Here is a 21087-nt window from a genome sequence, read left to right as displayed (position 1 = left end):
TAGCGCGCTCCTACCCTGCTTGCCGGTTTTTAGCGCGGCAGTAGCGCATCCGCCAGTGGCGGCAGGATGCGCGCCAATCGATCTGCCCATGCCTGTTGACCGGCGGCGTCGCCGATCAGGTCCTGGCGGATTTCCAGTTCCACATGCAGCAGGCCGCGGCCTTCGCCATGGACCGGGATGGCGTAGTCGCTGGCATCGCTGACCGCATACGGTTGATTGTCTCCCACCACCAGGTCCGGCTCCGCACGCAAGGCATCCAGCAAACGATGCGCCAGCCGCGTGTCGCGGTGGTACAGCACGCCGGCATGCCAGGGACGCGCGTTGCCGGCCATCACCGGGGTGAAGCTGTGCATCGACACCAGCAGCGTCGGTTGCGCGCGCTGCGCGCGTGCATCCAGTTCGGCCGCGATGCGCGCGTGGTATGGCGCGAAGATCGCATCGATACGTTGCTGGCGATCGGCGGCGGTCAACGCCAGGTTGCCGGGAATCGACGTGCCGTCGCTGACCTTCGGCATCCGGCTGGCCGCGTCATCGGGCCGGTTGCAGTCGATCACCAGGCGCGAATAGGTCTGGGCGAAGGCGATGGCATCCAGCGCCTCGGCCAGCAGACGGGTGACCTGCGCAATGCCGATATCCCAGCCGATATGGCGGTCCAGCTCGAACTGCGGCAGGCCCAGGTTGTCTAGCCGTGCCGGCACGCGCTGGCCGGCGTGGTCGGCGATCAATAGCCACGGCGACGCCGCCCGCGCGTTGTGCACGGTAAACGCCGGCGGGTCTTCTGGGCCAAGCAATGGGTCCACGGCGGCATCAACCACGCGGCGTGCCATCCAGGGCGTGATCGACCAGGTAAAGCCCGGCCCACAACTTGGGGTCCATCTGATAGCCCTCGGCCATCTTCTGCACCAGCCAGGCGCCGACCTGCGCGCGCGGGATTTCGTGCACGGTGATGTCCTCGCTGGCATCGCCGCCGCCGGCGCCGACCTTGCGCAGCCCGGTGGCGCGCACGAAGGCGATCTTCTCGCTGCTGGCACCGGCCGAGGTGGGGCCGATCATCAGCACTTCGGCGTGCGCGGCGGTCCATCCGGTCTCTTCTTCCAGTTCGCGGATCGCCGACAGCTCGATCGACTCGTCGGCATGCACATCGCCGACCAGGCCGGCCGGCATTTCGATGGTGCGCGCCTGCAGCGGCACGCGGAACTGTTCGACGAACAACATCGCATCGTCCGGGGTCACCGCCACGATGATCGCGGCCAGGCCGCCGGCATGCACGCGTTCGGAGTACTCCCAGGTGCCGCGCACGACCATGCGCTGGTACTTGCCTTCGTAGACCACGGTGGGCGGGGTGTCGTGTCGGTTCATGGTCAGGCGCCTTGAGACAGGGAAGCGGGAGGTGGGGGCAGCGCGGCGCCGTCGCACACGGCCAGCAGGCGGCGGCGCGTGAGCGGCCCGAAGCGCAGGCTGTCGCACAAGCCGATCAGCATGTCCGCATCGGCCTGCGCGCGCGCGAAACCGGCGTCGGTCACGCCCAGCGGTGCATCCAGTGCGATGGTGGTGAGCTGGCGCCACAGCAACGCATGATCGCGTTGTTCGCGCAGCCGTACGGCCATTTGCGCAGCGCCGCGCAAGCGCAGGAACGGGATCTCGTCGATGCGTTCCAGCAGCGCATCCAGGCTGCCGAAATGCGCCAGCAGCACGGCCGCCGATTTGGCGCCGATGCCGGTGATGCCGGGAATGTTGTCGATCGCATCGCCGCACAGCGCCAGATAGTCGGCGATCTGGTGCGCGTGCACGCCATGGCGTGCCTTCACTCCGTCCATGCCCCAGCGCAGATTGCGCGCGTAATCCCACTGTTCGTCGTGCTCGAGCAGCAGCTGCGACAGATCCTTGTCGGCCGACACGATCACCCCGCGCAGGCCGTGCGCGCGCACGCTGTGCAAGGCGCTACCGATCAGGTCGTCGGCCTCGTACTCGCGGTGGGCCAGCACGCTCAGGCCCAGGGCTGCGCACAGCGCCTTGCAGTGCGCGAACTGGCGTCGCAGTGCATCCGGTGCCGGCTCGCGGTTGCCCTTGTAAGCGGGGTAGATCGCGTGCCGAAAACAGCTGTCCAGTGCTTCGTCGAAGGCGATGGCGATGTGCTGCGGGCGCTCGCGTTCCAGCAGGTCCAGCAGAAAACGCGCAAAGCCGTGCACCGCATTGGTCGGCCAGCCTTGCGCGTCCTGAAATTCGTCCGGAATCGAGTGCCAGGCACGGAACACGTACAGGCTGGCATCGATCAGGTACAACGGCTCCGGGCGCGGGCCGCCCGGCAGCGCCGCGGCAATGGCACCCGGCAGCGTGCTCACGGGGTCCAGTCGCGCAGCAAGGTGCGCGGGTCCGGACGCTCGCGCTCGGGCACCTGCATGCGCGGCGTGCCGACATGGATGAAGCCGGCGATGCGCTCGTTTTCGCCCAGGCCCAGATAGCCGGTCACGGCCGGGTCGTAGGCCATCCAGGCAGTCAGCCACTGCGCGCCGAAGCCATGCGCCTGCGCGGCCTGCAGCAATGCAAAACACACGCAACCGGCGGTGAGCAGTTGCTCCTGCTCGGGCACCTTGTGCTCCGGGCGTAGCGTGGCGACGACCACGATCACCAGCGGTGCATCGCTGAAGCGGTTACGGTCTTTCTCGACCACCGCCGGTGGTGCCAGCGGATCGGCGGCCTGGGTGCGTTCGGCCAGAAAGTCGCCCAAGGCATGCCGCGCGTCGCCGCTGATGCGCAGGAAACGGAACGGCACCAGCTTGCCGTGATCGGGCACGCGCACGGCCGATGTCAGCATGCGCAGCAAGGTGTCTTCATCCGGCCCGGGCTCACCCAGTTGTTTGGAAGGGACCGACCGACGTGCGTCCAGCGCCTGGAGCGAATAGGGTGCGTGCATAATTTGCGGTTCTGGGCAACGAATGCGCCAATTATAGACGGGCCCTTCCCAACGCCGGCCGCATGATGGCCGGCCCCGGGATGTCTGCAGTCATGGCATCGCCCCTTCCTGCCCGCTCTTTCAGCGTTGTCCGATGACCCAGTTCGTTTCCGCCGAGCCGCTACCCAGTCGCAACCCGCAACTGCTCGATCAGGTGCGCGAAATCGTGTTGCTGCCGCTGGCCGATGCATTCATCGATGTGCAGGATGCGCTGGCCGAGGCGCTGTTCCGGCTGGCGGCCGATGCTGGCGCGGCGCAGAACGATTTCATGGAAGCCATCCAGGCCTTGCGGCAGCAGCGCGAGCCGATCACCGCGCGCTTTCGCGGGCATCTGGCCAAGGCCTGGCAGGGCCTGGAGTCCGCGCGCCCGCTCTCGGCCGAGCGCACCCTGGCGCGCGGCGCGGCGGGGCTGAGCCTGTTGCCCGAACAGGATCTGGAAGTCCGGCTGGCGGTGCGCAATCTGGCCGGCGCCCTGCAGCATCAGTGGCGGCCGGAGCTGATGCGGCTCAATCGCTATCTCGGCTTCATCGCCGGCGGGCTGCGCATCGATGGCGACAGCAACCCGTTCGGTCCCGAGCATCTGGGCGTGGCGCTATACGAGGCCTTCCAGGGCGTGACGCTGGCGGCGAAGGTGCATCTGGCGGTGATCAAGGTGTGCGAGCAGCAGCTGATGCCGCGCGTGGGCCAGCGTTATGCGGAGCTGGAGCAGGCCCTGGCGCAGGTTGCCCGTCTGCGCGAGCTGCCGCAGGCGCGGCTGCGCCGCAGCGGCATCCCGCGGCAGGGCCAGGCCGGTGGCGAAGACAGCGCCGACACGCCGGACTGGATCGCCCGCTTCTTTGCCGACTGGTCCGGCGGGCAGGGGGCGCTGGTCGGCGTGGCGGTGATCGACGTGCATCTGCGCAGTGGCCGCGAAGTGCTGCCGGCAGCATTGCACCAGCGCCTGCAACAGGCGCGCCGCCTGCGCGAGCCCGAGGCTGGCCGGTCGGAGTCGGCCGCGCTGCGGCGGCTGTCGCCACGCGAGGTGGTCTCGGCGTTGTCGCTGCTGCAGACCATGCCCGGCGCCGGGTTCGACAGCATCGACGACGGCCAGCGGGGCCTGCCGTCTGCGCTGCGTCAGCACCTCATGCGCGCGGCTGCCTCGCTTGGCGTCGACCCGGCCACCACCTGCCTGGACCCCAACGATGCCGACGCGCTGGATCTGATCGCGCTGCTGTTCGACGCGATCCTGGTGCAGAGCCAGCTCTCTGCGGCGCAACGTCGCCTGCTGGGGCAGCTGCTGGTGCCGATGGCCAAGATGGCGATGCTCGACGGCCATCTGTTCGTGCGCGATGGGCATCCGGCGCGCCGCCTGCTCAATCTGCTGGTGGATGCCTGCGACGGCAACGGCTGCGAAACCGCCGCCGAACAGGCCTTGCTGGCGCAGGTGGAGTCTGCCGTTGCCACCGTGGTGCGCGACTTCGATGAGCATCCAGCGGTCTTTCTGGCGCTGGAAGCCGAGTTCGGCGCCGGTTACGAGCAATACCGGCGACGCGTGGACATTGCCGAGCGCCGCGCCAATGAGCTGCAACGTGCCGAAGAACGCCGCGAACGCGCGCGCGGCATTGCCGCCCAGGCGCTGGCCGAGCGCCTGGCGCGCGGACCGCTGCCGCCGGTGGTGGAGCACTTCCTCAGCCGCGTCTGGCATCCGAGCGTGCAACAGGCCGCGCTGCGCACCGATGGCGCCGGCCCGGCCCTGGACGCTGCCATTGCAGTGGGCGATGCCGTGCTGGCGCAGTTGACGCCTGCACGCAGCGACACCGGGCTGGACGCGCAGCAGCGGACGGCGCTGCTGCAGGCGTTTGCGCTGGCCGGCCTTGGGGCGCGCGAGGCCGAGCAGGCCTTGCTGGAATTGCTGCGCGCGCTGGCACCCACGCCGGCTGTCGCCGATGCGGAACGACTCGCGCCCACCCTGAGCGCGTTGAGCCTGGCGCCCAGCCCGGCCGACCCGGTGGCAGAGCCGCTGACGCCGATGCTCGATGCCGGGGCGCAGGTGGAATTCGACCGCATCACTGCCGATTTCTTCCGCGCCCTGGCGATCGGCACCAGCCTGGATTTCGTCGACCGCGAAGGCCGCGTCCAACCTGGCAAGCTGTCGTGGATCAGCCCGATCTCCGGGCGGCTGATGTTCGTCAATCGCCGTGGCGGGCGGCTGTGCGTGTCCTCGCCCGAAGAGCTGGCCATGATGGTCTGGCTGGACCGGCTGCGTCTGCACCGCGAAGAGGACGCCTTCTACAGCGCAATGCAGGACGTGGTCGACGGCTTGGATGCGACTGCCAACCTGAAGCCTTAACCCCCGCAGGCGTACAAGGAGCCACGACAGGCTCCACCGTAGCGTTGCGAGCTAGGATGTCGGCTTGACACGCAAACCCTGGGCGGTCACGAGTAAAGTGAGAGCTGCGTCACACTTAACGAACGAGCGAAACGCCTACCATGCGAAGGCGGAATTTGGGGCCGCGTCTGTTTTTCCTCGTTTGAATATTTTCACGCCTGCAGAGGCGGGGAGCCTTTGCGCATGACTTTTCAGCCCAGTCCGTCGGGACACCCGGGCCGTGACCAACGCTTGCTCGAACAGGCGCGCGACGTGTTCGTGCCCGCGCTCGTGCAGGTGTTTGCAGCTGCAGTGGCGCATTTCGATGATGTGCTGTTCGATCGCGCCGAATCCGCTGGCGCGTCACAGTTGCTTTTTCTCGATGGCATGCGCGAGTTGCGCCGCAAGCGCGAAGACGTGACAACGCAATTCCGCCAACAGCTGGAAGACGGCTGGCAGGCGCTACTGCTGGGCACGCCGCTATCGGCCGAAGTGGTGCTGGCCGGCGACATGGGCACCGGCCCGCTCAGCCTGGTGCCCGAGCATGTGCTCGAATCGCGGTTGGCGGTGCGCAACCTTGCCACCGTGTTGCTGCGCGACTTCAAGCAGGTGCTGGCGCGTGTCGACCGCCGCCTGGGCTGGGTTGCCGGTGGCCTGGAGTTGGTGGCCGACACCAACCCGATCGGTCCGGAACATCTGGGCGTGGCGATCCACGAAGCGTTCGCCACCTGCGACCTGGCCCCGGAAGTGCGGCTGGTGCTGATCAAGCTGTGCGAACGCGACCTGGCCGAGCCGATCGGCAAGTTGTACGCGCGCCTGGACGAAACCCTGGCCAAGGCCGGCGTGATGCCGGAGATTTCGCAGCCCAAGCGCCCGCCACCGCGCATGCAGCCGCGCGGGCAGACGCCCGAAGAGCATGCGCAGGCCCAAGCGCAGGGCGGCAACGCCGAGATGGACGGCGACGATCAGAACGATCAATACGCGCCGGCCTGGGCCAATCGCTTCCTGGACCGTTGGGCGCATAGCCGTGGCCGCATGCAGGCCGCCGCGCAACGCGGCCATGCCGATGGGTCTGGCGCCGGCGGCATGGACGGCGACGCCGATCATCCGGGCGGCAGCCAGGGCATGCTGCTGGATGCGCTGCATGAGCTGTTGCAGCAGACCCGTAGCGTGCGCGACAGCACGGCGTCGGCCGCGTCGGTGGCGGTGGGCCAGCAACGCCCGCTGAGTCAGCGCGAAATGATGTCGGTGTTGTCGCTGCTGCAGGCCACCCCCAGCGCGACGCTGCAGGCGGCCATCGGCGACGACAACGAATCGCTTGCGCAGCGTTTGAAGAACGAAGTGCTCAACAGCGCCACGCGTCTTGGCGTGGACCCGGCTACCGCAAAGCTGGACCCGATGGACGAGGATGCGATCGATCTGGTCGGCATGCTGTTCGACGTGATGCTGGACGAGCGCGACCTGGAGAACCGCTCGCGCGAGATGATTGGCCGGCTGGTGGTGCCATTCGTCAAGGTGGCGCTGCTGGACCGCAAGATGTTCGTGCAGAAGACCCACCCGGCGCGGCGTCTGCTCAATTCGCTGGCCGAGGCCTGCGAGGGCAACAACGGCGACAGTGCCGCCGAGCGCGTGCTGATGGGCAAGGTCGAGGAAATCGTCGACCGCCTGGTGGCCGAATTTAACGAGAACCTGGCGATCTTCCTGACCCTGGAAGAAGAGTTCCGCGACTTCCTGTCGCAGCACCGTCGCCGTGTGGAAATTGCCGAGCGCCGCGCCACCGAAACCCAGCGCGGCCAGGAAAAGCTCGAGCTCGCGCGCAGCCGCGCGCTGAGGGAGCTGGAGCAGCGCGTGCTGGCCGGTGCGCCGTTGCCCAAGGCGGTGGAAGACTTCCTGCGCCAGCCGTGGCTGCATCATCTGACCATGGCCATCCTGCGCGACGGCGACGAAGGCCCCGGCACGCTGGAGGCATTGGCATTGGCCGATGGCGTGCTGGAAGAACTGGGTGAGGCGCGCCGCCACATCATAGGCAAGCCATGGCTGCAGGTCTGGCAACCGGCATTGCATCGCGTATTTGCCAGCGTGGGCCTGCATGGCGACGCGGTGGTGGTGGCGATCACCGCATTGCACGACACCTTGCAGGCCATTGCCGAGGCGCGCCCGGAGCTGGAAAAGGCCCTGCCGGAACTGCCGCAGGTCAACCTGCCGCCGCCGGCCGCCGAAAGCGTCAGCGTGGTGCTGGGTGCCGAAGCGGTGGCGCAGAGCATCGACAGTGCCGACGCCGAACGTTTCCGTGCGATGGACATCGGTACCTGGCTGGATTTTGTCGACAAGGACGGCAAGGTCCAGGCCGGCAAGCTATCGTGGGTAAGCCCGATCTCGCAGCGGCTGTTGTTCGTCAACCGCCGCGGTGTGCGTTTCTGCGTCGCCTCGCCCGAAGAGCTGGCAGTGATGGTGCGGCTGGGCCGCCTGCGCGAACACATCAACGACGGCGCGTTCGACAGTGCGATGCAGGGCGTGATCGATCGGCTGGATCCGCTGCACACCAACGGCACGGTGCACTGAAGGCACGCTGGCGTTGCCCTGGCCGGCAGGCCGGTGGAACGACTGCAGAACTCACATCACCCACGTGCCTGCTCGCGATTGGCGTGCGTGCGTGCGGCACCGCGTCGGCCAGCGCAGTCCACCGATGCGGATCGCATCTAAGGCCTGCGGCCAGGTCAACCCGGATGCCCTGGCGGTGTGTGCCTACGGCGCTGCCGGCCCGACAAACTCCAATGCGCGCGTGATCACCGAGGGGTGATCGACCATGCGGTTATGCCCCAGCCCTTCGGTACTGAACAGCTGCGCGCCCGGCCAGAGTGCGGCAAAGCGTGCGCCTTCTTCCCAGGGCGTTTCGCGATCGCGGCGGTCGTGGATGACCAGCGCCGGGCGATCGAACTGCGGCAGATGCGAGGACGCGTCGAAGTCGGCAAAACAGGTGCCGGTCAGCTCGATCAGCCAGTTCTCGAACGGCACAAAGGTCGCAGGCGCAAGGCCGGCCGTCTGGAACTGGCGCCTTGCGCTGCCTGCAGGCTCCACCAGCGGGGCGATCAATACATAGCGCGCAGGGCGCCAGGCCGGATCATCGGCAAACACCGCAGCGGCGGCGCCCAGCGAGTGACCGATAAAGACGGCGGGGCGCCCGAAGCGGCTGCCCATCTCGCGCAGGATCTTCACGAAATGCGGCAGATTGCTGATCTGCCCGCTGCTCAAGCCGTGTGCAGCCTGGTCGAAGGCCAGCACCGCATACCCGAGCGCCCGCAGCTGCGGAACCCAGGCGGCAAAGCGCAGGCCGTAGCTGGCCCAGCCATGCGACAGCAGTACGTACGGCTGCCGGGCGGGGTCGCCCCACTGGTACACCGCGATGTCGAAACCTTCGATGCGCAGCGTCTGGCGTTGCACATCGTCCAGCGTGGCTGCGATAGCGGCAGCCTGTCGACGTCCGGCCGGGCCCGGGGTCACGAAGCGGCGTGCCAGGTAGCGGCCGGTCGGACCAGGAGCCAGGCGGCTGGCGCCGGCCATCAGGCTGCGCAGCAACCTCGCGCGCAGCTTGGTAAGTGATGAGCTCATGGGCGTTCCTTGGGGGAGTGAGCCATCTTGTCGATGACAAGATGCGTGCAGAGTCTGGTGCCTGAATCTTGTCAGCGTCAAGATTATCTGCTGCACTGGGGGCCCGATAAGCGAACCGCCATGCCACGACCAGACGCCCCGGCTGCGTATCACCACGGCGACCTGCCGGCCGCGCTGCGGCGTGCCGGGTGGGAGTTGCTGGGTGAATCCGGCCTGCGTGGACTCACCCTGCGCGAGTGCGCGCGGCGCGCGGGCGTGTCGCACGCCGCACCGGCGCATCACTTCGGCTCGCTGGATGGGCTGCTGGCGGAGCTGGCGGCCGATGGCTACGCGCGCATGCTCGATCGCATCCGCGCCACCCAGCAGGAAGTGAACGACCCGCTGCTGGGCTGCGGGCTGGGCTATATCCGCTTTGCTGTCGACTATCCGCAGCAGTTCCGCTTGATGCTGGGACTGGACGTGCGTGCCAGCGGCCTGCCACGGCTGGTGCAGATCAGCGAGGCGGCGATGGCCTACCTGCGCGACACGGTGCGCGCCCAGTGGATCGCTCGCCATGGCAGCGACCCGGATCCGGCGGTGCTGGAGCAACGCACCCTGTTGAGCTGGAGCGCGGTGCACGGGTATGCCTCGTTGGTGATCGACGGCAGGCACGAGCGATTGCGCGCCTTCGCGCCGGAAACCGTGATGGCGCCCCTGTTGAAGGGGTTGCTGGAGCCGTAACGCAGTTGCAGGGCGCCAGGCTCGCTGCCGCCAGGCGATCGCACAGCCCACGCGCTGGCGATCTGCCTTCCAATGGCACACCCGTGCATCACCGCCGGCGCGGCCGGTGCGCTCTGCTAGCATCGCGGCGACTGAAGCGCGCGACCGGAGCAACCCATGGCTGTGCAGGTGCTGGTGCTGAAAGAACGGGCGGCAGGCGAACGCCGGGTGGCAGCAACGCCGGAAACGGTCAAGAAGCTGGTCGCGCTCGGCGCCAGCGTGTGGATCGAGCCGGCTGCCGGCCACGCCAGCAGCATGGACGATGCGGCATATATCGCGGCCGGTGCGCAGCTTGCCGACCCGCAGACGCTAACCCAGGCCGACGTCGTGCTGTGCGTGCAGGCGCCGCCGACCGAGGTGCTGCTGCACTGCAAGCCGCAGGCGGTGGTGATCGGCATGCTCGCCCCCGATGCCGACCCGGCGCGTGCGCAGGCATTTGCCACGCGCGAGCTGGTTGCGTTTCCGCTGGAGCGCCTGCCGCGCACCACACGCGCGCAGGCGATGGACGTGCTGAGTTCGCAGGCCGGCATGGCTGGCTACAAGGCAGTGCTGATCGCCGCGCAACTGGCGCCGCGGTTCTTCCCGATGCTCACCACAGCCGCCGGCACCATGCGCCCCAGCAAGGTCCTGGTAATCGGCGCGGGCGTGGCCGGCCTGCAGGCGATCGCCACGGCCAAACGGCTGGGTGCGCAGGTGGAAGGCTTCGACGTGCGCCCGGAAACCCGCGAACAGATCGCGTCCCTGGGCGCGCGCTTTCTGGATCTGGGCGTGAGCGCTGCCGGCGAAGGCGGCTATGCACGCCAACTCACCGACGACGAACGCGCCGAGCAGCAGCGCCGCCTGGCCGAGCATCTCAAGGGCGTGGATGTGGTGGTCTGCACCGCGGCCGTGCCGGGGCGGCCTGCGCCAAAGATCGTGACCACCGAAATGGTGCAGGGCATGCGCGCCGGCAGCGTGCTGGTGGACCTGGCCGCGGAAACCGGCGGCAACTGCGCGGCCACGCGTCCGGGCGAAACCCTTGAGCTCGATGGCTTGGTGATCGCCGGGCCGCTCAATCTGGCAAGCCAGGGCGCGGTGCATGCCAGCGAGATGTTTGCGCGCAACGTCTACGCGTTCGCGGCGTTGTTGATCAAGGGAGGCGCTCTGTCGTTCGACTGGGACGACGAACTGCTGGCCAGGACGCGCTGGTCGGCGCCATCGACTGCTTAGCCACGCCGGGTCCATGTACCTCGAACATTGGCGTTCCAGGTAGGAGCGCGCTGGCGCGCGATGGAGCTTTATCGGTAAGGCTTCATCGCGCGCCAGCGCGCTCCTACGGTGGCCGCGCGCCTGTCCGCTGCGACCGGGGTGCACCCATGCGATGGCGTGTCGCGCTCGCCGCGACGGCGCTGCGTTCAATCCTCCGTCGGCGGGTGCTCGCGCAGCCAGGCGCTGCGTTCGGCCGGGCTCATCTTCTGCCAGCGTTGTTGCAGCTCGTTGCGTTGCTGCGGGTTGAGCGTGCGCATGCGGTCGAACAAGGCCTTGGCCTCGCGGCGCTGGTCCGGGCTCATGTTGCGGAAGCGGTCCATCCCGGCCTTGGCCTGCTTGCGCTGGTCGGGGGTCATGTCCAGCCAGCGACTGGCGTGCCGGTACATGCGCGGGCGTTCTTCGGGCACATCGTTCCAGCGCTCGCGCAGCGCATCGATCAGTACCTGACGCTGCTGCTGGGTCAGCTTGTCCCACTCCGGCATCGGGGTCTCGTTGCGCGGTCCCGGGCCATGCGGGCCGGGTCCGTCCATCGGCCCAGGCCCCGCCGGGGGACCTGGCGGGCGGTCCTGCGCCAACAGCGGCACGCATGGCCCGGCGCAGAGCAACAGGGTCAACAGCAGGCGGGTGGTGCGGGTCATCGTGCTCATTCCATGGCCAGGGCGGTATCGGACCCGAGCCAGACATACAGGTCGGGGTTCTGGGTCAGCAGGTCGTCGGTGTCGGTACTGGCGGCATTGCCGGCCACGGTCGTGGCCGGGGTCGCGGACGCGCCTGCGGGGGCGTTGTCGCCCGGTCGCAGTTGCAGGCCGATGCCGATGGCCAGCAAGCCGGAACAGGCGGTGGCCAGCAACCAGTAACCGCGGCGCGCGCGGGCGGCCGGCGCCTGGCGGGCCTGGCGCAGGCGTGCCAGGGTCTGCGGTGGCAGGCTGGTGAGCGCGGCGGCATGCAGTTGGCGCAGTTGCGCATCGAACTGGGCCGGATCGTGGGAGCGGTTCACAGGAAATCCTCGAACTGTTTTTGTAACGCGTCGCGTGCGCGCGACAGATGAGTCTTGACCGAACCTTCGGAGCAGCCCATCGCCTTGGCGGTGGTGGCCACATCCAGGTCTTCCAGCACGCGCAGCGTGAATGCCTCGCGCTGGCGTGCCGGCAGGTTGCGCAGCGCCTGGACCAGTCGCTGGTAGGCCTGCTGATGTTGCTGCTCGCCGACCGGTCCAATGCCGGGGTCGGCCCAATCGATCGGGCCCTCGTCATCGGCTCGCTCGGCCGGCGCCCAGAATTTCAGGCGGAAGCTCCGGCGGCGCTGCAGGTCGATGATGCGGCTGCGCAGGATGCTCCAGAACAACGGCGTCCATTCCTCTGCCGGCCGTTCGCGGTAGCCGAGCAGCTTGACCATGGCGTCCTGCACGGCATCCAGCGCGTCTTCGCGGTGACGCAGACCGGCCTCGGCAAACCGGAACGCACGCGGGCCGATGCCGGCCAGGAAGGCGTCCAGCGACACCGGGACGGCGGCGGCCGTTGCAGAAGGCTGCGGATCGAAAGGGGTTCCCACCAGCACAGCGTAGCTTCCGCGAGGACGATACGACGTCAACGGCCCAGCGCCGATTCGGTTGACATAGCCGATGCGTGGGTATGATCGGCGGGCCGCAACGGCCAGTGGAGCGAAAGACGATGAGCGACGGATTCGTAGCGCTGTACATCTTCATGCTGGCGGCCATCGCCGGCCACGTCATCATCTCGCGGGTGCCGGTGATCCTGCATACCCCGCTGATGTCCGGTTCCAACTTCATCCACGGCATCGTGCTGATCGGTGCGATGGTGGTGCTGGGGCATGCCGATACCACCCTGGAGAAAGCACTGGGGTTCGTCGCGGTGGTACTGGGTGCGGGCAACGCGGCCGGTGGCTACGTGGTGACCGAGCGGATGCTGGAGATGTTCAAATCCAGCCGTAAGCCTGGCGGAGATGCGCCATGAACGTCTCCACCCCCGAATTGCTGGATTGGCTGGTCAAGTCCAGCTACCTGATTGCAGCCACGCTGTTCCTGCTCGGCCTGCAGCGCATGGCCTCGCCACTGACCGCGCGCAGCGGCATCCGCTGGGCCGGGCTGGGCATGCTGATCGCCACGGTGGCCACGTTCTTCCTGCCCGAATTGCACAACGTGCCGTTGATCCTGGCCGCACTGGCGATCGGCACCGGGGTTGCGTGGTGGTCGGCCAAGAAGATGGCCATCACCGACATGCCGCAGATGGTGGCGTTGTACAACGGCATGGGCGGCGGCTCGGCGGCGGCGATCGGGGCGGTGGAGCTGCTGCGGTTTTCGTTCTTCGCCAATCGCGACACCGCGCACTGGAGCGCGCAGGCGATCGCCGAGCTGGCGGCGCGGCGGCCAGACACCACCACCGTGGTGCTGGCGGTGATCGGGTCGGCGATCGGGGCGGTGTCGTTGTCGGGATCGATCATTGCATGGGCCAAGCTCGACGGCCGGCTCGACCGGCGGGTGACCTTCCCCGGTCAGCAGGTTTTCAATCTGGTGGTGGCAGTGGCGGTGCTGGTCCTCGGCATCTGGGCGGCAAGCAGCCTGCAGCCGCTGGCGATCATCGCCTTCTTCGTGGTGGCGCTTGCTTTGGGCGTGCTGATGACGCTGCCGATCGGTGGCGCCGATATGCCGGTGGTGATCTCGCTCTACAACGCCTTTACCGGATTGGCGGTGGCGTTCGAGGGCTATGTGCTGGGCAACGAGGCTTTGATCATCGCCGGCATGATGGTCGGTGCGGCGGGCATCCTGCTGACCCGGCTGATGGCCAAGGCGATGAACCGGCCGATCAGCGGTGTGCTGTTTTCCAACTTCGGCGGTGGCGGACAGGCGCAAGAAATCAGTGGGACGCAAAAGCCGATCGAGGCCGGTGATGTGGCGGCGATGATGGCCTTCGCGGAGCGGGTGGTGATCGTACCCGGTTACGGCATGGCCGTGGCGCAGGCACAGCACAAGATCTGGGAGCTGGCGCAGCGGCTGATCGCGCGCGGGGTCAAGGTGAAGTTCGCGATCCACCCGGTGGCCGGGCGCATGCCGGGGCACATGAACGTGCTGCTGGCCGAAGCCGGCGTGCCCTACGACCTCATCGCCGATATGGACGACATCAACCCCGAGTTCGCCAGCACCGATGTCTCGCTGGTGATCGGCGCCAACGATGTGGTCAACCCGGTCGCCAAGACCGACCCGGCCAGCCCGATCTACGGTATGCCGATCCTGGACGTGGTCAATTCACGCAACACCGTGGTGATCAAGCGTGGCAAGGGCACCGGGTTTGCCGGCATCGAGAATGCGCTGTTCTACGCCGACAACACCCGCATGTTGTATGGCGACGGTGCGGAAGCAGCCGGCGCGCTGGTCAGTGAGTTGAAGGCGCTGGATGGGGGCGGGCATTGATGTGCAAGGAGCTATTCGCCTGGCCGCGCACGACGCAGGTGTGCCTGCGATGAGCGAACGCCCACCCATGTCGCTGCGTGCCGGGAACGCGATTGACGATCATGACGAGGTGCCGCCGTTCGACACCGTGCGTGACGAGGTAACGGCACAGTATCTCGAGCGTTACTGTTGCGGGATCCATCACCTGGACAGTGTTTCGTGGCGCTTCTATTTGCCACATCTGCTGCAGCACGCGCTGCGCAATTGTGGAAATGCGGCATCCAATGCCACGGATGCATTGTTGGAGTCGCTGCGCCCGCCGGATCGGGAGCCACCGCGTTTCCGCAGCCTGTCCGCTGCCGAAGAACGCATGGTAATAGCGACCTTGGACACGCTGGCATTTACCGACGGGTCCGAATGGACCGAATCTGCGCAATGCGCGCTCGAAGAGTATTGGGGCCCCGGCGCCATCTATCGCTGAGGTCTTCGGGTCCTTGGGCAACGCCGAACGCTTTCGGACGCACGCTCGTGGCTGTCGGCCAATCGCGCCGGCCGCCAGCGGCGGATGTCAGCGGTTGTAAGCCGGTGGTCACACAAGCCTGGCAGTGGCCGCTGCGCTGCAATCAGATCAACGCGCGGCCCACCACGCCACGACCACTGCCGCGACGTAACACAGCAGATCGAACGCGTTGTTGGCCAGTTGCAGCAGCGTCCAGGCAAGGCGCGGGCCCATTTTCTGCGCGGAGGTCCATGGGTCCAGACCCAGCGATCCGCCCAGTTGCGCCGACGCGATGCCCCAGTTGGCGCCGACGATGATCAGTGCGGTGGTCGCCACTGTCACCCCGATACGCAACCGGCCGGCGCGCAACGTACCCAGGCGCAGCATCCACGCCACTTCCAGCGCAACCAGCACTGCCATCCAGCCGGCCTGGTTGCCCAGCGCAAGGGCGATCAGCAGCCAGGCGATGAGGGCGGTGACGCCTCCCAGCAGCAGGAGCGGGGGCCAGAGCCAGTGGGCAGTTCTGGCGGACGCGGTGGTGGACGGCATTGGAGCTCCTGACAGTGTGCACATGATAGAGCGCAAGCCGGCGTTTGCGACGCGTGGCACGCTACGGCAGTGCGGCTGATGGAATGCAGCGTCGTCGCCAACTGGCGCGGCGGCCGGCGGCGGGGTTGCGGTCGGCTAGAATGGCCGACTTGCGCGCGTCCGGCGCGGCCCCATATCCAGCCCATGTACTCCCGTAGCAGCGAACCCGTCCAGTTCGAACGCGATTGCGATGCCGTCATGGTGCCGCAGGGCGATTCGGTGACCCTGCCCGCAGGCAGTTATGGCTATATCACCCAGGCCCTGGGTGGCAGCTACACGGTCTTTGTCGAAGGCAATCTGTTCCGCATTGCCGGCAAGGATGGCGATGCGATCGGCAAGGAGGCCCCGCCGGGGCTGGAGCTGCCCGACAACGCCAGCGACGAGGAAGTGGAAGCCCTGGTGTGGCAGCAGCTACGCACCTGCTTCGACCCGGAAATCCCGTTCAACATCGTCGATCTGGGCCTGGTCTACGAGGCGGTGGTCAGCCATCGCGAAGAGGACGACCAGCGCCGGGTGGACGTCAAGATGACGCTCACCGCGCCCGGTTGCGGCATGGGCGAGATCCTGGTCGACGACGTGCGCAGCAAGGTGGAAATGATCCCGACCATTGCCGAGGCCGACGTCGAGCTGGTGTTCGACCCGCCGTGGGGCCGGCATATGATGTCCGAAGCGGCCCGTCTCGAGACCGGCATGCTCTGACCGTCAGGCGCCATGTCCGTAGATGTGGCGCCGCGTCCTTATCGCCCGCCATACAGGAATCTTCCGGTGTCCGTGTCCTTCGCTTCCACCCGTTCTCCGTCGCCGCGCAGCGCCGACGAACTGTCCGTGATCCTGGCCGCGCCCGGTTTCGGGCTGCATTTCACCGACCACATGGTCGCCATTTCCTGGAACAACGAGCAGGGCTGGCATGACGCCCAGGTGCGCGCCTACGGGCCGCTGCAGCTGGACCCGGCTGCCTCCGTGCTGCATTACGGCCAGGAAATCTTCGAAGGCATCAAGGCCTACCGGCATGCCGACGGCTCGATCTGGACCTTCCGTCCGCAGGCCAATGGCGAGCGCCTGCAGCGCTCGGCGCGCCGTCTGGCGCTGCCGGAACTGCCGGTGGACCTGTTTGTCGAATCGCTGCGCCAGTTGGTGGCCGTGGATGCCGGCTGGGTGCCGTCGGCGCCGGAAACCAGCCTGTATTTCCGTCCGTTCATGATTGCCGACGAGGCCTTCCTGGGCGTGCGCGCCGCGCACAAGGCCTCCTACTACGTCATCGCAAGTCCCGCCGGCCCGTATTTCGCCAAGGGCGTGGCGCCGGTGTCGATCTGGTTGTCCACCGAGTACGCACGTGCGGCCAAGGGCGGCACCGGCGCGGCCAAGTGCGGCGGCAACTATGCCGCCTCGTTGCTGCCGCAGCAGAAGGCCTATGCACAGGGCTGCTCGCAGGTGCTGTTCCTGGACCCGGTGGAAGGCAAGTACATCGAGGAACTGGGTGGCATGAACGTGTTCCTGGTCTACAAGGACGGCACGCTGGTGACGCCGGAATTGTCCGGCAGCATTCTGGAAGGCATCACCCGTGACAGCATCCTGCAGCTGGCGCGCGACCGCGGCATGCGCGTGATCGAGCGCAAGGTGTCCATCGACGAATGGAAGCAGGGCGTGGCGTCGGGCGAGATCAGCGAAGTATTCGCGTGCGGCACTGCCGCAGTGGTCACCCCGATCGGTGAGCTCAAGGGCGACGGCTTTGCGGTGGGCGACCTGTCGGCTCGTGCCGGCGAAGTCACCATGTCGCTGCGTCAGGAATTGACCGATATCCAGTACGGCCGCGTGCCCGACCGGCATGGGTGGCTGGTGCGCTTGTCCTGAGTCAGCGGCACATCGTCAAAAACAGGCCCCTGCGCGTCAGCGCAGGGGCTTTTTTTTGGCTGCCGTGCAGCAACAGCGACACGTGCACCGTCAAAAAACTGTGGGAAGCGGACTGAACAGACATGATGCTTGTCACAAAACTGATATTTAAGTTTCAAAAGTGTCGATTTCGTATTGTCCAGTCTGGTTGCAGTGGGATAGGTTCGCTGAACGGATCGATAACAGGGGATCGATGCCGGGGACTCGGCGCCGACCTGTGCAGGCGGTGCCGGATTACACCGCCAAGGCGGTTCTCTTTGATTTGGAAGGGAATTCGATGTCGAACGAGTCTTTCCGCAAGCGTCCTCGCACGCTTATCGTCCTGGGCGCTGCCGCGCTGACCTCCCTGTTGCTGGCAACGCCTGCGTTTGCCGGTGAGGTCTACCTGGATGGTCTTGCAACTGCCCAAACCCATCAGAAATTCATCGTGACCTACAAGGACGGCAGCACTGCGCTGGCCAGTCCGAGCGCGTTGAGCAGTTCGTTGCGTACCGCCGCACGTGCGATGCCGGCCAAGGCCGGCAAGGCGCTGGGCCTGGCCTCCGTCCGCCGTCTTGCACTGGGGCCGGAACTGATCAAGGCCGACCGCGCGCTGGACCGCGCCGAAGCCGAAACCCTGATGCGCCAGCTGGCCGCCGATCCCAACGTGCAGAGCGTGGAAGTCGACCAGATCCTGCATGCCACGCTGACGCCCAACGACACCCGGCTGTCCGAGCAATGGGGCTTTGGCACCACCAACGCCGGCCTCAACATCCGTCCGGCCTGGGACAAGGCCACCGGGACCGGCGTGGTAGTTGCGGTGATCGATACCGGCATCACCACGCACGCCGACCTCAATGCCAACATCCTGCCGGGCTACGACTTCATCAGCGACGCCACCACGGCGCGCGATGGCAATGGACGCGACAGCAACCCGGCCGACGAAGGCGACTGGTATGCCGCCAACGAATGCGGCACCGGCATTCCCGCTGCCAACTCCAGCTGGCACGGCACCCACGTCGCCGGCACGGTGGCCGCGGTGACCAACAACAGCACCGGCGTGGCCGGTACCGCCTACAACGCCAAGGTCGTGCCGGTGCGCGTACTCGGCAAGTGCGGCGGTTCGCTGTCGGATATCGCCGACGCCATCGTCTGGTCTTCCGGCGGCAGCGTCAGCGGCGTGCCGGCCAATGCCAACCCGGCCGAAGTGATCAACATGTCGCTCGGCGGCGGCGGCGCCTGCTCGACCACCATGCAGAACGCGATCAGCGGGGCGGTATCGCGCGGTACCACCGTGGTGGTGGCAGCCGGCAACAGCTCGGCCAACGTGTCCGGCTCGCTGCCGGCCAATTGCGCCAACGTGATCGCAGTGGCCGCAACGACCTCGGCCGGTGCCAAGGCCAGCTATTCCAACTTCGGCGCCGGTATCGATGTATCCGCACCGGGCTCGGCGATCCTGTCCACGCTCAACAGCGGCACCACCACCCCGGGCAGTGCCAGCTACGCGTCCTACAACGGCACCTCGATGGCGTCCCCGCATGTGGCTGGCGTGGTCGCGCTGGTGCAGTCGGTTGCGCCGACCGCGTTGACGCCTGCCGCAGTCGAGACCTTGCTCAAGAACACCGCACGCGCGTTGCCGGGTGCCTGTTCCGGCGGTTGCGGCGCCGGCATCGTCAATGCCGATGCCGCAGTGACGGCGGCCATCAGCGGCAGCAACGGTGGGGGCGGTGGCGGAACCGGCAATACGCTGATCAACGGCACGCCCGTCACCGGCCTGGGTGCGGCCAGCGGTGCGGAGCTGAACTACACCATCGCCGTTCCCGCCGGCAGCGGCACGCTGACCGTGGCGATCAGCGGCGGTACCGGCGATGCGGATCTGTACGTGCGTGCCGGCAGTGCACCGACCGACACCACCTACACCTGCCGCCCGTACCGCAGCGGCAATGCCGAAACCTGCAGCATCACTGCGCCCTCGGGCACGTATTACGTGCGGGTCAAGGCGTACAGCACGTTCTCCGGTGTGACCTTGCGCGCCAGCTACTAAGCCTGTCGTTCGACGCTGTTGCGCTGTCTGGCCGCCTGGCCAGGCAGCGCCGCCTAGCGCTGCCTCCCATCTGCGATGTCCGTCCACGTCTGCCGTTTCGGCAGGCGCTGGCGAGGCATTGCCGCTCGGCCGGAATGGACACCGGTCAGTCGTTTCGACGGGCGCCCGTGCCCGTCCATTCCGACCCGATCCGCACTCTGCGGCAAGGGCGGCCATCTCGCCGCAACCGCGGCACTTCATAAAAAACTGAGGAACGATCGATGTCCAATGTGTCGCAACGTCGTGCACCTGCACGCGCACTGGTGGTGCTGGGTGTTTCCGCGCTGACCTCCCTGCTGGCCGTGCCGGCGTTTGCCGGTCAGGTCAACCTGTCCGGCCTGGAATCGCAGCCCACGCTGGACCGCTTCATCGTCAAGTACAAGGACGGCAGCAGCCCGGCAGTGAGCCCGACGTCGATGCGCGCATCGCTCAATTCCGTCGCCACCGCAGTGCCGGCCCGCGCCGGTCGCGCGCTGGGCCTGAGCCACGTGCGCCGCACCGCGCTGGGGTCGGAAGTGCTCAAGGCCAGCCGTGGCCTGGACCGTGCCGAGGCCGAAACGCTGATGCGCCGCATCGCCGCCGACCCGAGCGTGGACTACGTGGAAGTCGACCAGATCATGTATCCGACCCTGACCCCGAACGACACGCGGCTGTCCGAGCAATGGGGCTTCGGTACCACCGCTTCCAGCATCAACGTGCGCCCGGCCTGGGACACCGCCACCGGCACCGGCGTGGTGGTGGCAGTGATCGACACCGGCATCACCAGCCACCCAGACCTCAATGCGAACGTGCTGCCGGGCTACGACTTCATCAGCGACGCGGCGCGTGCGCGCGACAACAATGGCCGCGACAACAATCCGGCCGACCAGGGCGACTGGCGTGCTGCCAATCAGTGCGGGTCCGGCGTGCCGGCCGCCAATTCCAGCTGGCACGGCACCCATGTGGCCGGCACCATTGCCGCGGTCACCAACAACGGCACCGGTGTGGCCGGGACCGCGTTCAATGCGCGCGTCGTGCCGATCCGCGCCCTGGGCCTGTGCGGCGGCACCACCTCCGACATCGCCGATGCCATCGTCTGGGCTTCCGGCGGCACGGTCTCGGGCGTGCCGGCCAATGCCAACCCGGCCGAGGTGATCAACATGTCGCTGGGCGGCAGTGGCACCTGTTCCAGCACCTACCAGAACGCCATCAACGGCGCGGTGTCGCGCGGCACCACGGTGGTGGTGGCGGCTGGCAACAGCAACGCCAACGTAGCCAACTTCACCCCGGCCAGCTGCGCCAACGTGATCTCGGTGGCGTCGATCACCTCGGCCGGCGCGCGTTCGAGCTTCTCCAACTTCGGCAGCACCATCGATATCTCCGGCCCTGGCTCGGCGATCCTGTCGACCTTGAACAGCGGCACCACCACGCCGGGTAGCGCCAGCTACGCGTCCTACAACGGCACCTCGATGGCGGCCCCGCATGTGGCCGGCGTGGTGGCGCTGGTGCAGTCGGCAGCCAGCCGTCCGCTGACCCCGGCGGCAGTGGAAACCCTGCTGAAGAACACCGCGCGTCCGTTGCCGGGCACCTGCTCGGGCGGCTGCGGTGCCGGCATCGTCAATGCGGCGGGCGCGGTCAGCCAGACCCCGTAAGGCGAAGGCCATGCGCGATGCCGGCCTGACCGCCGGCATCGACGTCGGGCCAGCCCCGACATCGCTGTCGGTGTTTTGAAACCTGCACTGCCCCG

At 67.4% G+C, this 21087-nt stretch carries 20 protein-coding genes; 11 read left to right on the top strand and 9 right to left on the bottom strand.

Annotated elements, in window-relative coordinates:
• Positions 1 to 29 precede the first annotated feature (29 nt).
• The 4 genes from FHY18_RS10625 to FHY18_RS10610 are packed head-to-tail and all read right to left on the bottom strand — an operon-like array spanning position 30 to position 2914.
• The gene (locus tag FHY18_RS10625; protein WP_259154181.1) at positions 30 to 827 is read right to left on the bottom strand and encodes an N-formylglutamate amidohydrolase; all 798 of its coding nucleotides are present in this window, start codon (positions 825 to 827) and stop codon (positions 30 to 32) included.
• On the bottom strand, positions 808 to 1359 hold the full coding sequence (locus FHY18_RS10620) for an NUDIX hydrolase (RefSeq protein WP_065466011.1): 552 nt from the start codon (positions 1357 to 1359) through the stop codon (positions 808 to 810). The genes FHY18_RS10625 and FHY18_RS10620 overlap by 20 nt, the downstream gene beginning before the upstream one ends.
• A 2-nt stretch (positions 1360 to 1361) precedes the next feature.
• On the bottom strand, positions 1362 to 2342 hold the full coding sequence (locus tag FHY18_RS10615; RefSeq protein WP_259154178.1) for a 5'-3' exonuclease H3TH domain-containing protein: 981 nt from the start codon (positions 2340 to 2342) through the stop codon (positions 1362 to 1364).
• On the bottom strand, positions 2339 to 2914 hold the full coding sequence (locus FHY18_RS10610) for a nitroreductase (RefSeq protein WP_259154177.1): 576 nt from the start codon (positions 2912 to 2914) through the stop codon (positions 2339 to 2341). The genes FHY18_RS10615 and FHY18_RS10610 overlap by 4 nt, the downstream gene beginning before the upstream one ends.
• A gap of 133 nt (positions 2915 to 3047) precedes the next feature.
• On the opposite strand from FHY18_RS10610, the gene FHY18_RS10605 reads away from it, so the two are divergent.
• Together FHY18_RS10605 and FHY18_RS10600 are read left to right on the top strand one after the other, a co-directional pair.
• The gene (locus FHY18_RS10605; RefSeq protein ID WP_259154176.1) at positions 3048 to 5282 is read left to right on the top strand and encodes a DUF1631 domain-containing protein; all 2235 of its coding nucleotides are present in this window, start codon (positions 3048 to 3050) and stop codon (positions 5280 to 5282) included.
• A gap of 222 nt (positions 5283 to 5504) precedes the next feature.
• A complete protein-coding gene (locus FHY18_RS10600) occupies positions 5505 to 7862 on the top strand; it encodes a DUF1631 domain-containing protein (RefSeq protein WP_259154174.1) in 2358 nt (785 codons plus the stop codon).
• Between the two features lie 183 nt (positions 7863 to 8045).
• On the opposite strand, the gene FHY18_RS10595 is transcribed toward FHY18_RS10600, so the two are convergent.
• On the bottom strand, positions 8046 to 8909 hold the full coding sequence (locus tag FHY18_RS10595; RefSeq protein WP_259154173.1) for an alpha/beta hydrolase: 864 nt from the start codon (positions 8907 to 8909) through the stop codon (positions 8046 to 8048).
• A gap of 120 nt (positions 8910 to 9029) precedes the next feature.
• Here FHY18_RS10595 and FHY18_RS10590 point away from each other — a divergent pair, with 120 nt between their 5' ends.
• Together FHY18_RS10590 and FHY18_RS10585 are read left to right on the top strand one after the other, a co-directional pair.
• Positions 9030 to 9629, top strand: a complete 600-nt coding sequence (locus tag FHY18_RS10590; protein ID WP_259154172.1) for a TetR/AcrR family transcriptional regulator — start codon at positions 9030 to 9032, stop codon at positions 9627 to 9629.
• A 156-nt stretch (positions 9630 to 9785) separates the two neighbouring features.
• Positions 9786 to 10877, top strand: a complete 1092-nt coding sequence (locus FHY18_RS10585; RefSeq protein ID WP_259154170.1) for an NAD(P) transhydrogenase subunit alpha — start codon at positions 9786 to 9788, stop codon at positions 10875 to 10877.
• Between the two features lie 185 nt (positions 10878 to 11062).
• Here FHY18_RS10585 and FHY18_RS10580 read toward each other — a convergent pair whose 3' ends face one another.
• Genes FHY18_RS10580 through FHY18_RS10570 form a run of 3 tightly spaced genes read right to left on the bottom strand, consistent with a single transcriptional unit; the run spans position 11063 to position 12473 of the window.
• Positions 11063 to 11554 (bottom strand): DUF3106 domain-containing protein, encoded by a 492-nt coding sequence (locus tag FHY18_RS10580; protein WP_259154169.1) that lies wholly within the window; start codon positions 11552 to 11554, stop codon positions 11063 to 11065.
• Positions 11555 to 11559: 5 nt separating this feature from the next.
• Positions 11560 to 11913: a hypothetical protein gene (locus FHY18_RS10575; protein ID WP_259154162.1), complete on the bottom strand. Its 354-nt coding sequence runs from the start codon at positions 11911 to 11913 to the stop codon at positions 11560 to 11562.
• The gene (locus tag FHY18_RS10570; RefSeq protein WP_259154161.1) at positions 11910 to 12473 is read right to left on the bottom strand and encodes an RNA polymerase sigma factor; all 564 of its coding nucleotides are present in this window, start codon (positions 12471 to 12473) and stop codon (positions 11910 to 11912) included. Before FHY18_RS10570 ends, FHY18_RS10575 begins: the two co-directional genes overlap by 4 nt.
• Before the next feature lie 113 nt (positions 12474 to 12586).
• Here FHY18_RS10570 and FHY18_RS10565 point away from each other — a divergent pair, with 113 nt between their 5' ends.
• The 3 genes from FHY18_RS10565 to FHY18_RS10555 are packed head-to-tail and all read left to right on the top strand — an operon-like array spanning position 12587 to position 14803.
• Positions 12587 to 12889: an NAD(P) transhydrogenase subunit alpha gene (locus FHY18_RS10565; RefSeq protein WP_259154160.1), complete on the top strand. Its 303-nt coding sequence runs from the start codon at positions 12587 to 12589 to the stop codon at positions 12887 to 12889.
• Entirely contained in the window at positions 12886 to 14343 is a 1458-nt protein-coding gene (locus FHY18_RS10560) for an NAD(P)(+) transhydrogenase (Re/Si-specific) subunit beta (RefSeq protein WP_259154157.1), read from the top strand. Before FHY18_RS10565 ends, FHY18_RS10560 begins: the two co-directional genes overlap by 4 nt.
• Before the next feature lie 49 nt (positions 14344 to 14392).
• Positions 14393 to 14803 (top strand): DUF6714 family protein, encoded by a 411-nt coding sequence (locus FHY18_RS10555; RefSeq protein ID WP_259154154.1) that lies wholly within the window; start codon positions 14393 to 14395, stop codon positions 14801 to 14803.
• Positions 14804 to 14950: 147 nt separating this feature from the next.
• On the opposite strand, the gene FHY18_RS10550 is transcribed toward FHY18_RS10555, so the two are convergent.
• Positions 14951 to 15370 carry a hypothetical protein gene (locus tag FHY18_RS10550; protein ID WP_259154153.1) on the bottom strand — a complete coding sequence of 140 codons (420 nt, stop codon included), beginning with the start codon at positions 15368 to 15370 and terminating at the stop codon, positions 14951 to 14953.
• Between the two features lie 183 nt (positions 15371 to 15553).
• On the opposite strand from FHY18_RS10550, the gene sufT reads away from it, so the two are divergent.
• The 4 genes from sufT to FHY18_RS10530 all read left to right on the top strand — a co-directional run bounded on the left by sufT (position 15554) and on the right by FHY18_RS10530 (position 20992).
• Positions 15554 to 16108: a putative Fe-S cluster assembly protein SufT gene (sufT, locus tag FHY18_RS10545; protein WP_029219190.1), complete on the top strand. Its 555-nt coding sequence runs from the start codon at positions 15554 to 15556 to the stop codon at positions 16106 to 16108.
• A 66-nt stretch (positions 16109 to 16174) separates the two neighbouring features.
• Complete coding sequence (locus FHY18_RS10540) at positions 16175 to 17260, top strand: branched-chain amino acid aminotransferase (RefSeq protein ID WP_259154152.1); 1086 nt, start codon at positions 16175 to 16177, stop codon at positions 17258 to 17260.
• Positions 17261 to 17576: 316 nt separating this feature from the next.
• Positions 17577 to 19322 (top strand): S8 family peptidase, encoded by a 1746-nt coding sequence (locus FHY18_RS10535; protein ID WP_259154151.1) that lies wholly within the window; start codon positions 17577 to 17579, stop codon positions 19320 to 19322.
• Positions 19323 to 19582: 260 nt separating this feature from the next.
• Positions 19583 to 20992: a S8 family peptidase gene (locus tag FHY18_RS10530; RefSeq protein ID WP_259154150.1), complete on the top strand. Its 1410-nt coding sequence runs from the start codon at positions 19583 to 19585 to the stop codon at positions 20990 to 20992.
• The last annotated feature ends 95 nt before the right edge of the window (positions 20993 to 21087 follow it).

It is taken from the genome of Xanthomonas sp. 3793, from assembly GCF_024806835.1.
GTDB classification, from domain to species: Bacteria; Pseudomonadota; Gammaproteobacteria; order Xanthomonadales; family Xanthomonadaceae; genus Xanthomonas; species Xanthomonas arboricola_F.
This window is presented reverse-complemented; position numbering and strand designations above follow the sequence as displayed.

Coding starts and splice junctions, on each gene's coding strand:
- FHY18_RS10535 (WP_259154151.1), top strand. CDS start 17,577: ATGTCGAACGAGTCTTTCCGCAAGCGTCCTCGCACGCTTATCGTCCTG.
- FHY18_RS10555 (WP_259154154.1), top strand. CDS start 14,393: ATGAGCGAACGCCCACCCATGTCGCTGCGTGCCGGGAACGCGATTGAC.
- FHY18_RS10585 (WP_259154170.1), top strand. CDS start 9,786: ATGGCTGTGCAGGTGCTGGTGCTGAAAGAACGGGCGGCAGGCGAACGC.
- FHY18_RS10560 (WP_259154157.1), top strand. CDS start 12,886: ATGAACGTCTCCACCCCCGAATTGCTGGATTGGCTGGTCAAGTCCAGC.
- FHY18_RS10600 (WP_259154174.1), top strand. CDS start 5,505: ATGACTTTTCAGCCCAGTCCGTCGGGACACCCGGGCCGTGACCAACGC.
- FHY18_RS10530 (WP_259154150.1), top strand. CDS start 19,583: ATGTCCAATGTGTCGCAACGTCGTGCACCTGCACGCGCACTGGTGGTG.
- FHY18_RS10595 (WP_259154173.1), bottom strand. CDS start 8,909: ATGAGCTCATCACTTACCAAGCTGCGCGCGAGGTTGCTGCGCAGCCTG.
- FHY18_RS10590 (WP_259154172.1), top strand. CDS start 9,030: ATGCCACGACCAGACGCCCCGGCTGCGTATCACCACGGCGACCTGCCG.
- FHY18_RS10550 (WP_259154153.1), bottom strand. CDS start 15,370: ATGCCGTCCACCACCGCGTCCGCCAGAACTGCCCACTGGCTCTGGCCC.
- FHY18_RS10580 (WP_259154169.1), bottom strand. CDS start 11,554: ATGACCCGCACCACCCGCCTGCTGTTGACCCTGTTGCTCTGCGCCGGG.
- FHY18_RS10625 (WP_259154181.1), bottom strand. CDS start 827: ATGGCACGCCGCGTGGTTGATGCCGCCGTGGACCCATTGCTTGGCCCA.
- FHY18_RS10565 (WP_259154160.1), top strand. CDS start 12,587: ATGAGCGACGGATTCGTAGCGCTGTACATCTTCATGCTGGCGGCCATC.
- FHY18_RS10610 (WP_259154177.1), bottom strand. CDS start 2,914: ATGCACGCACCCTATTCGCTCCAGGCGCTGGACGCACGTCGGTCGGTC.
- FHY18_RS10620 (WP_065466011.1), bottom strand. CDS start 1,359: ATGAACCGACACGACACCCCGCCCACCGTGGTCTACGAAGGCAAGTAC.
- sufT (WP_029219190.1), top strand. CDS start 15,554: ATGTACTCCCGTAGCAGCGAACCCGTCCAGTTCGAACGCGATTGCGAT.
- FHY18_RS10605 (WP_259154176.1), top strand. CDS start 3,048: ATGACCCAGTTCGTTTCCGCCGAGCCGCTACCCAGTCGCAACCCGCAA.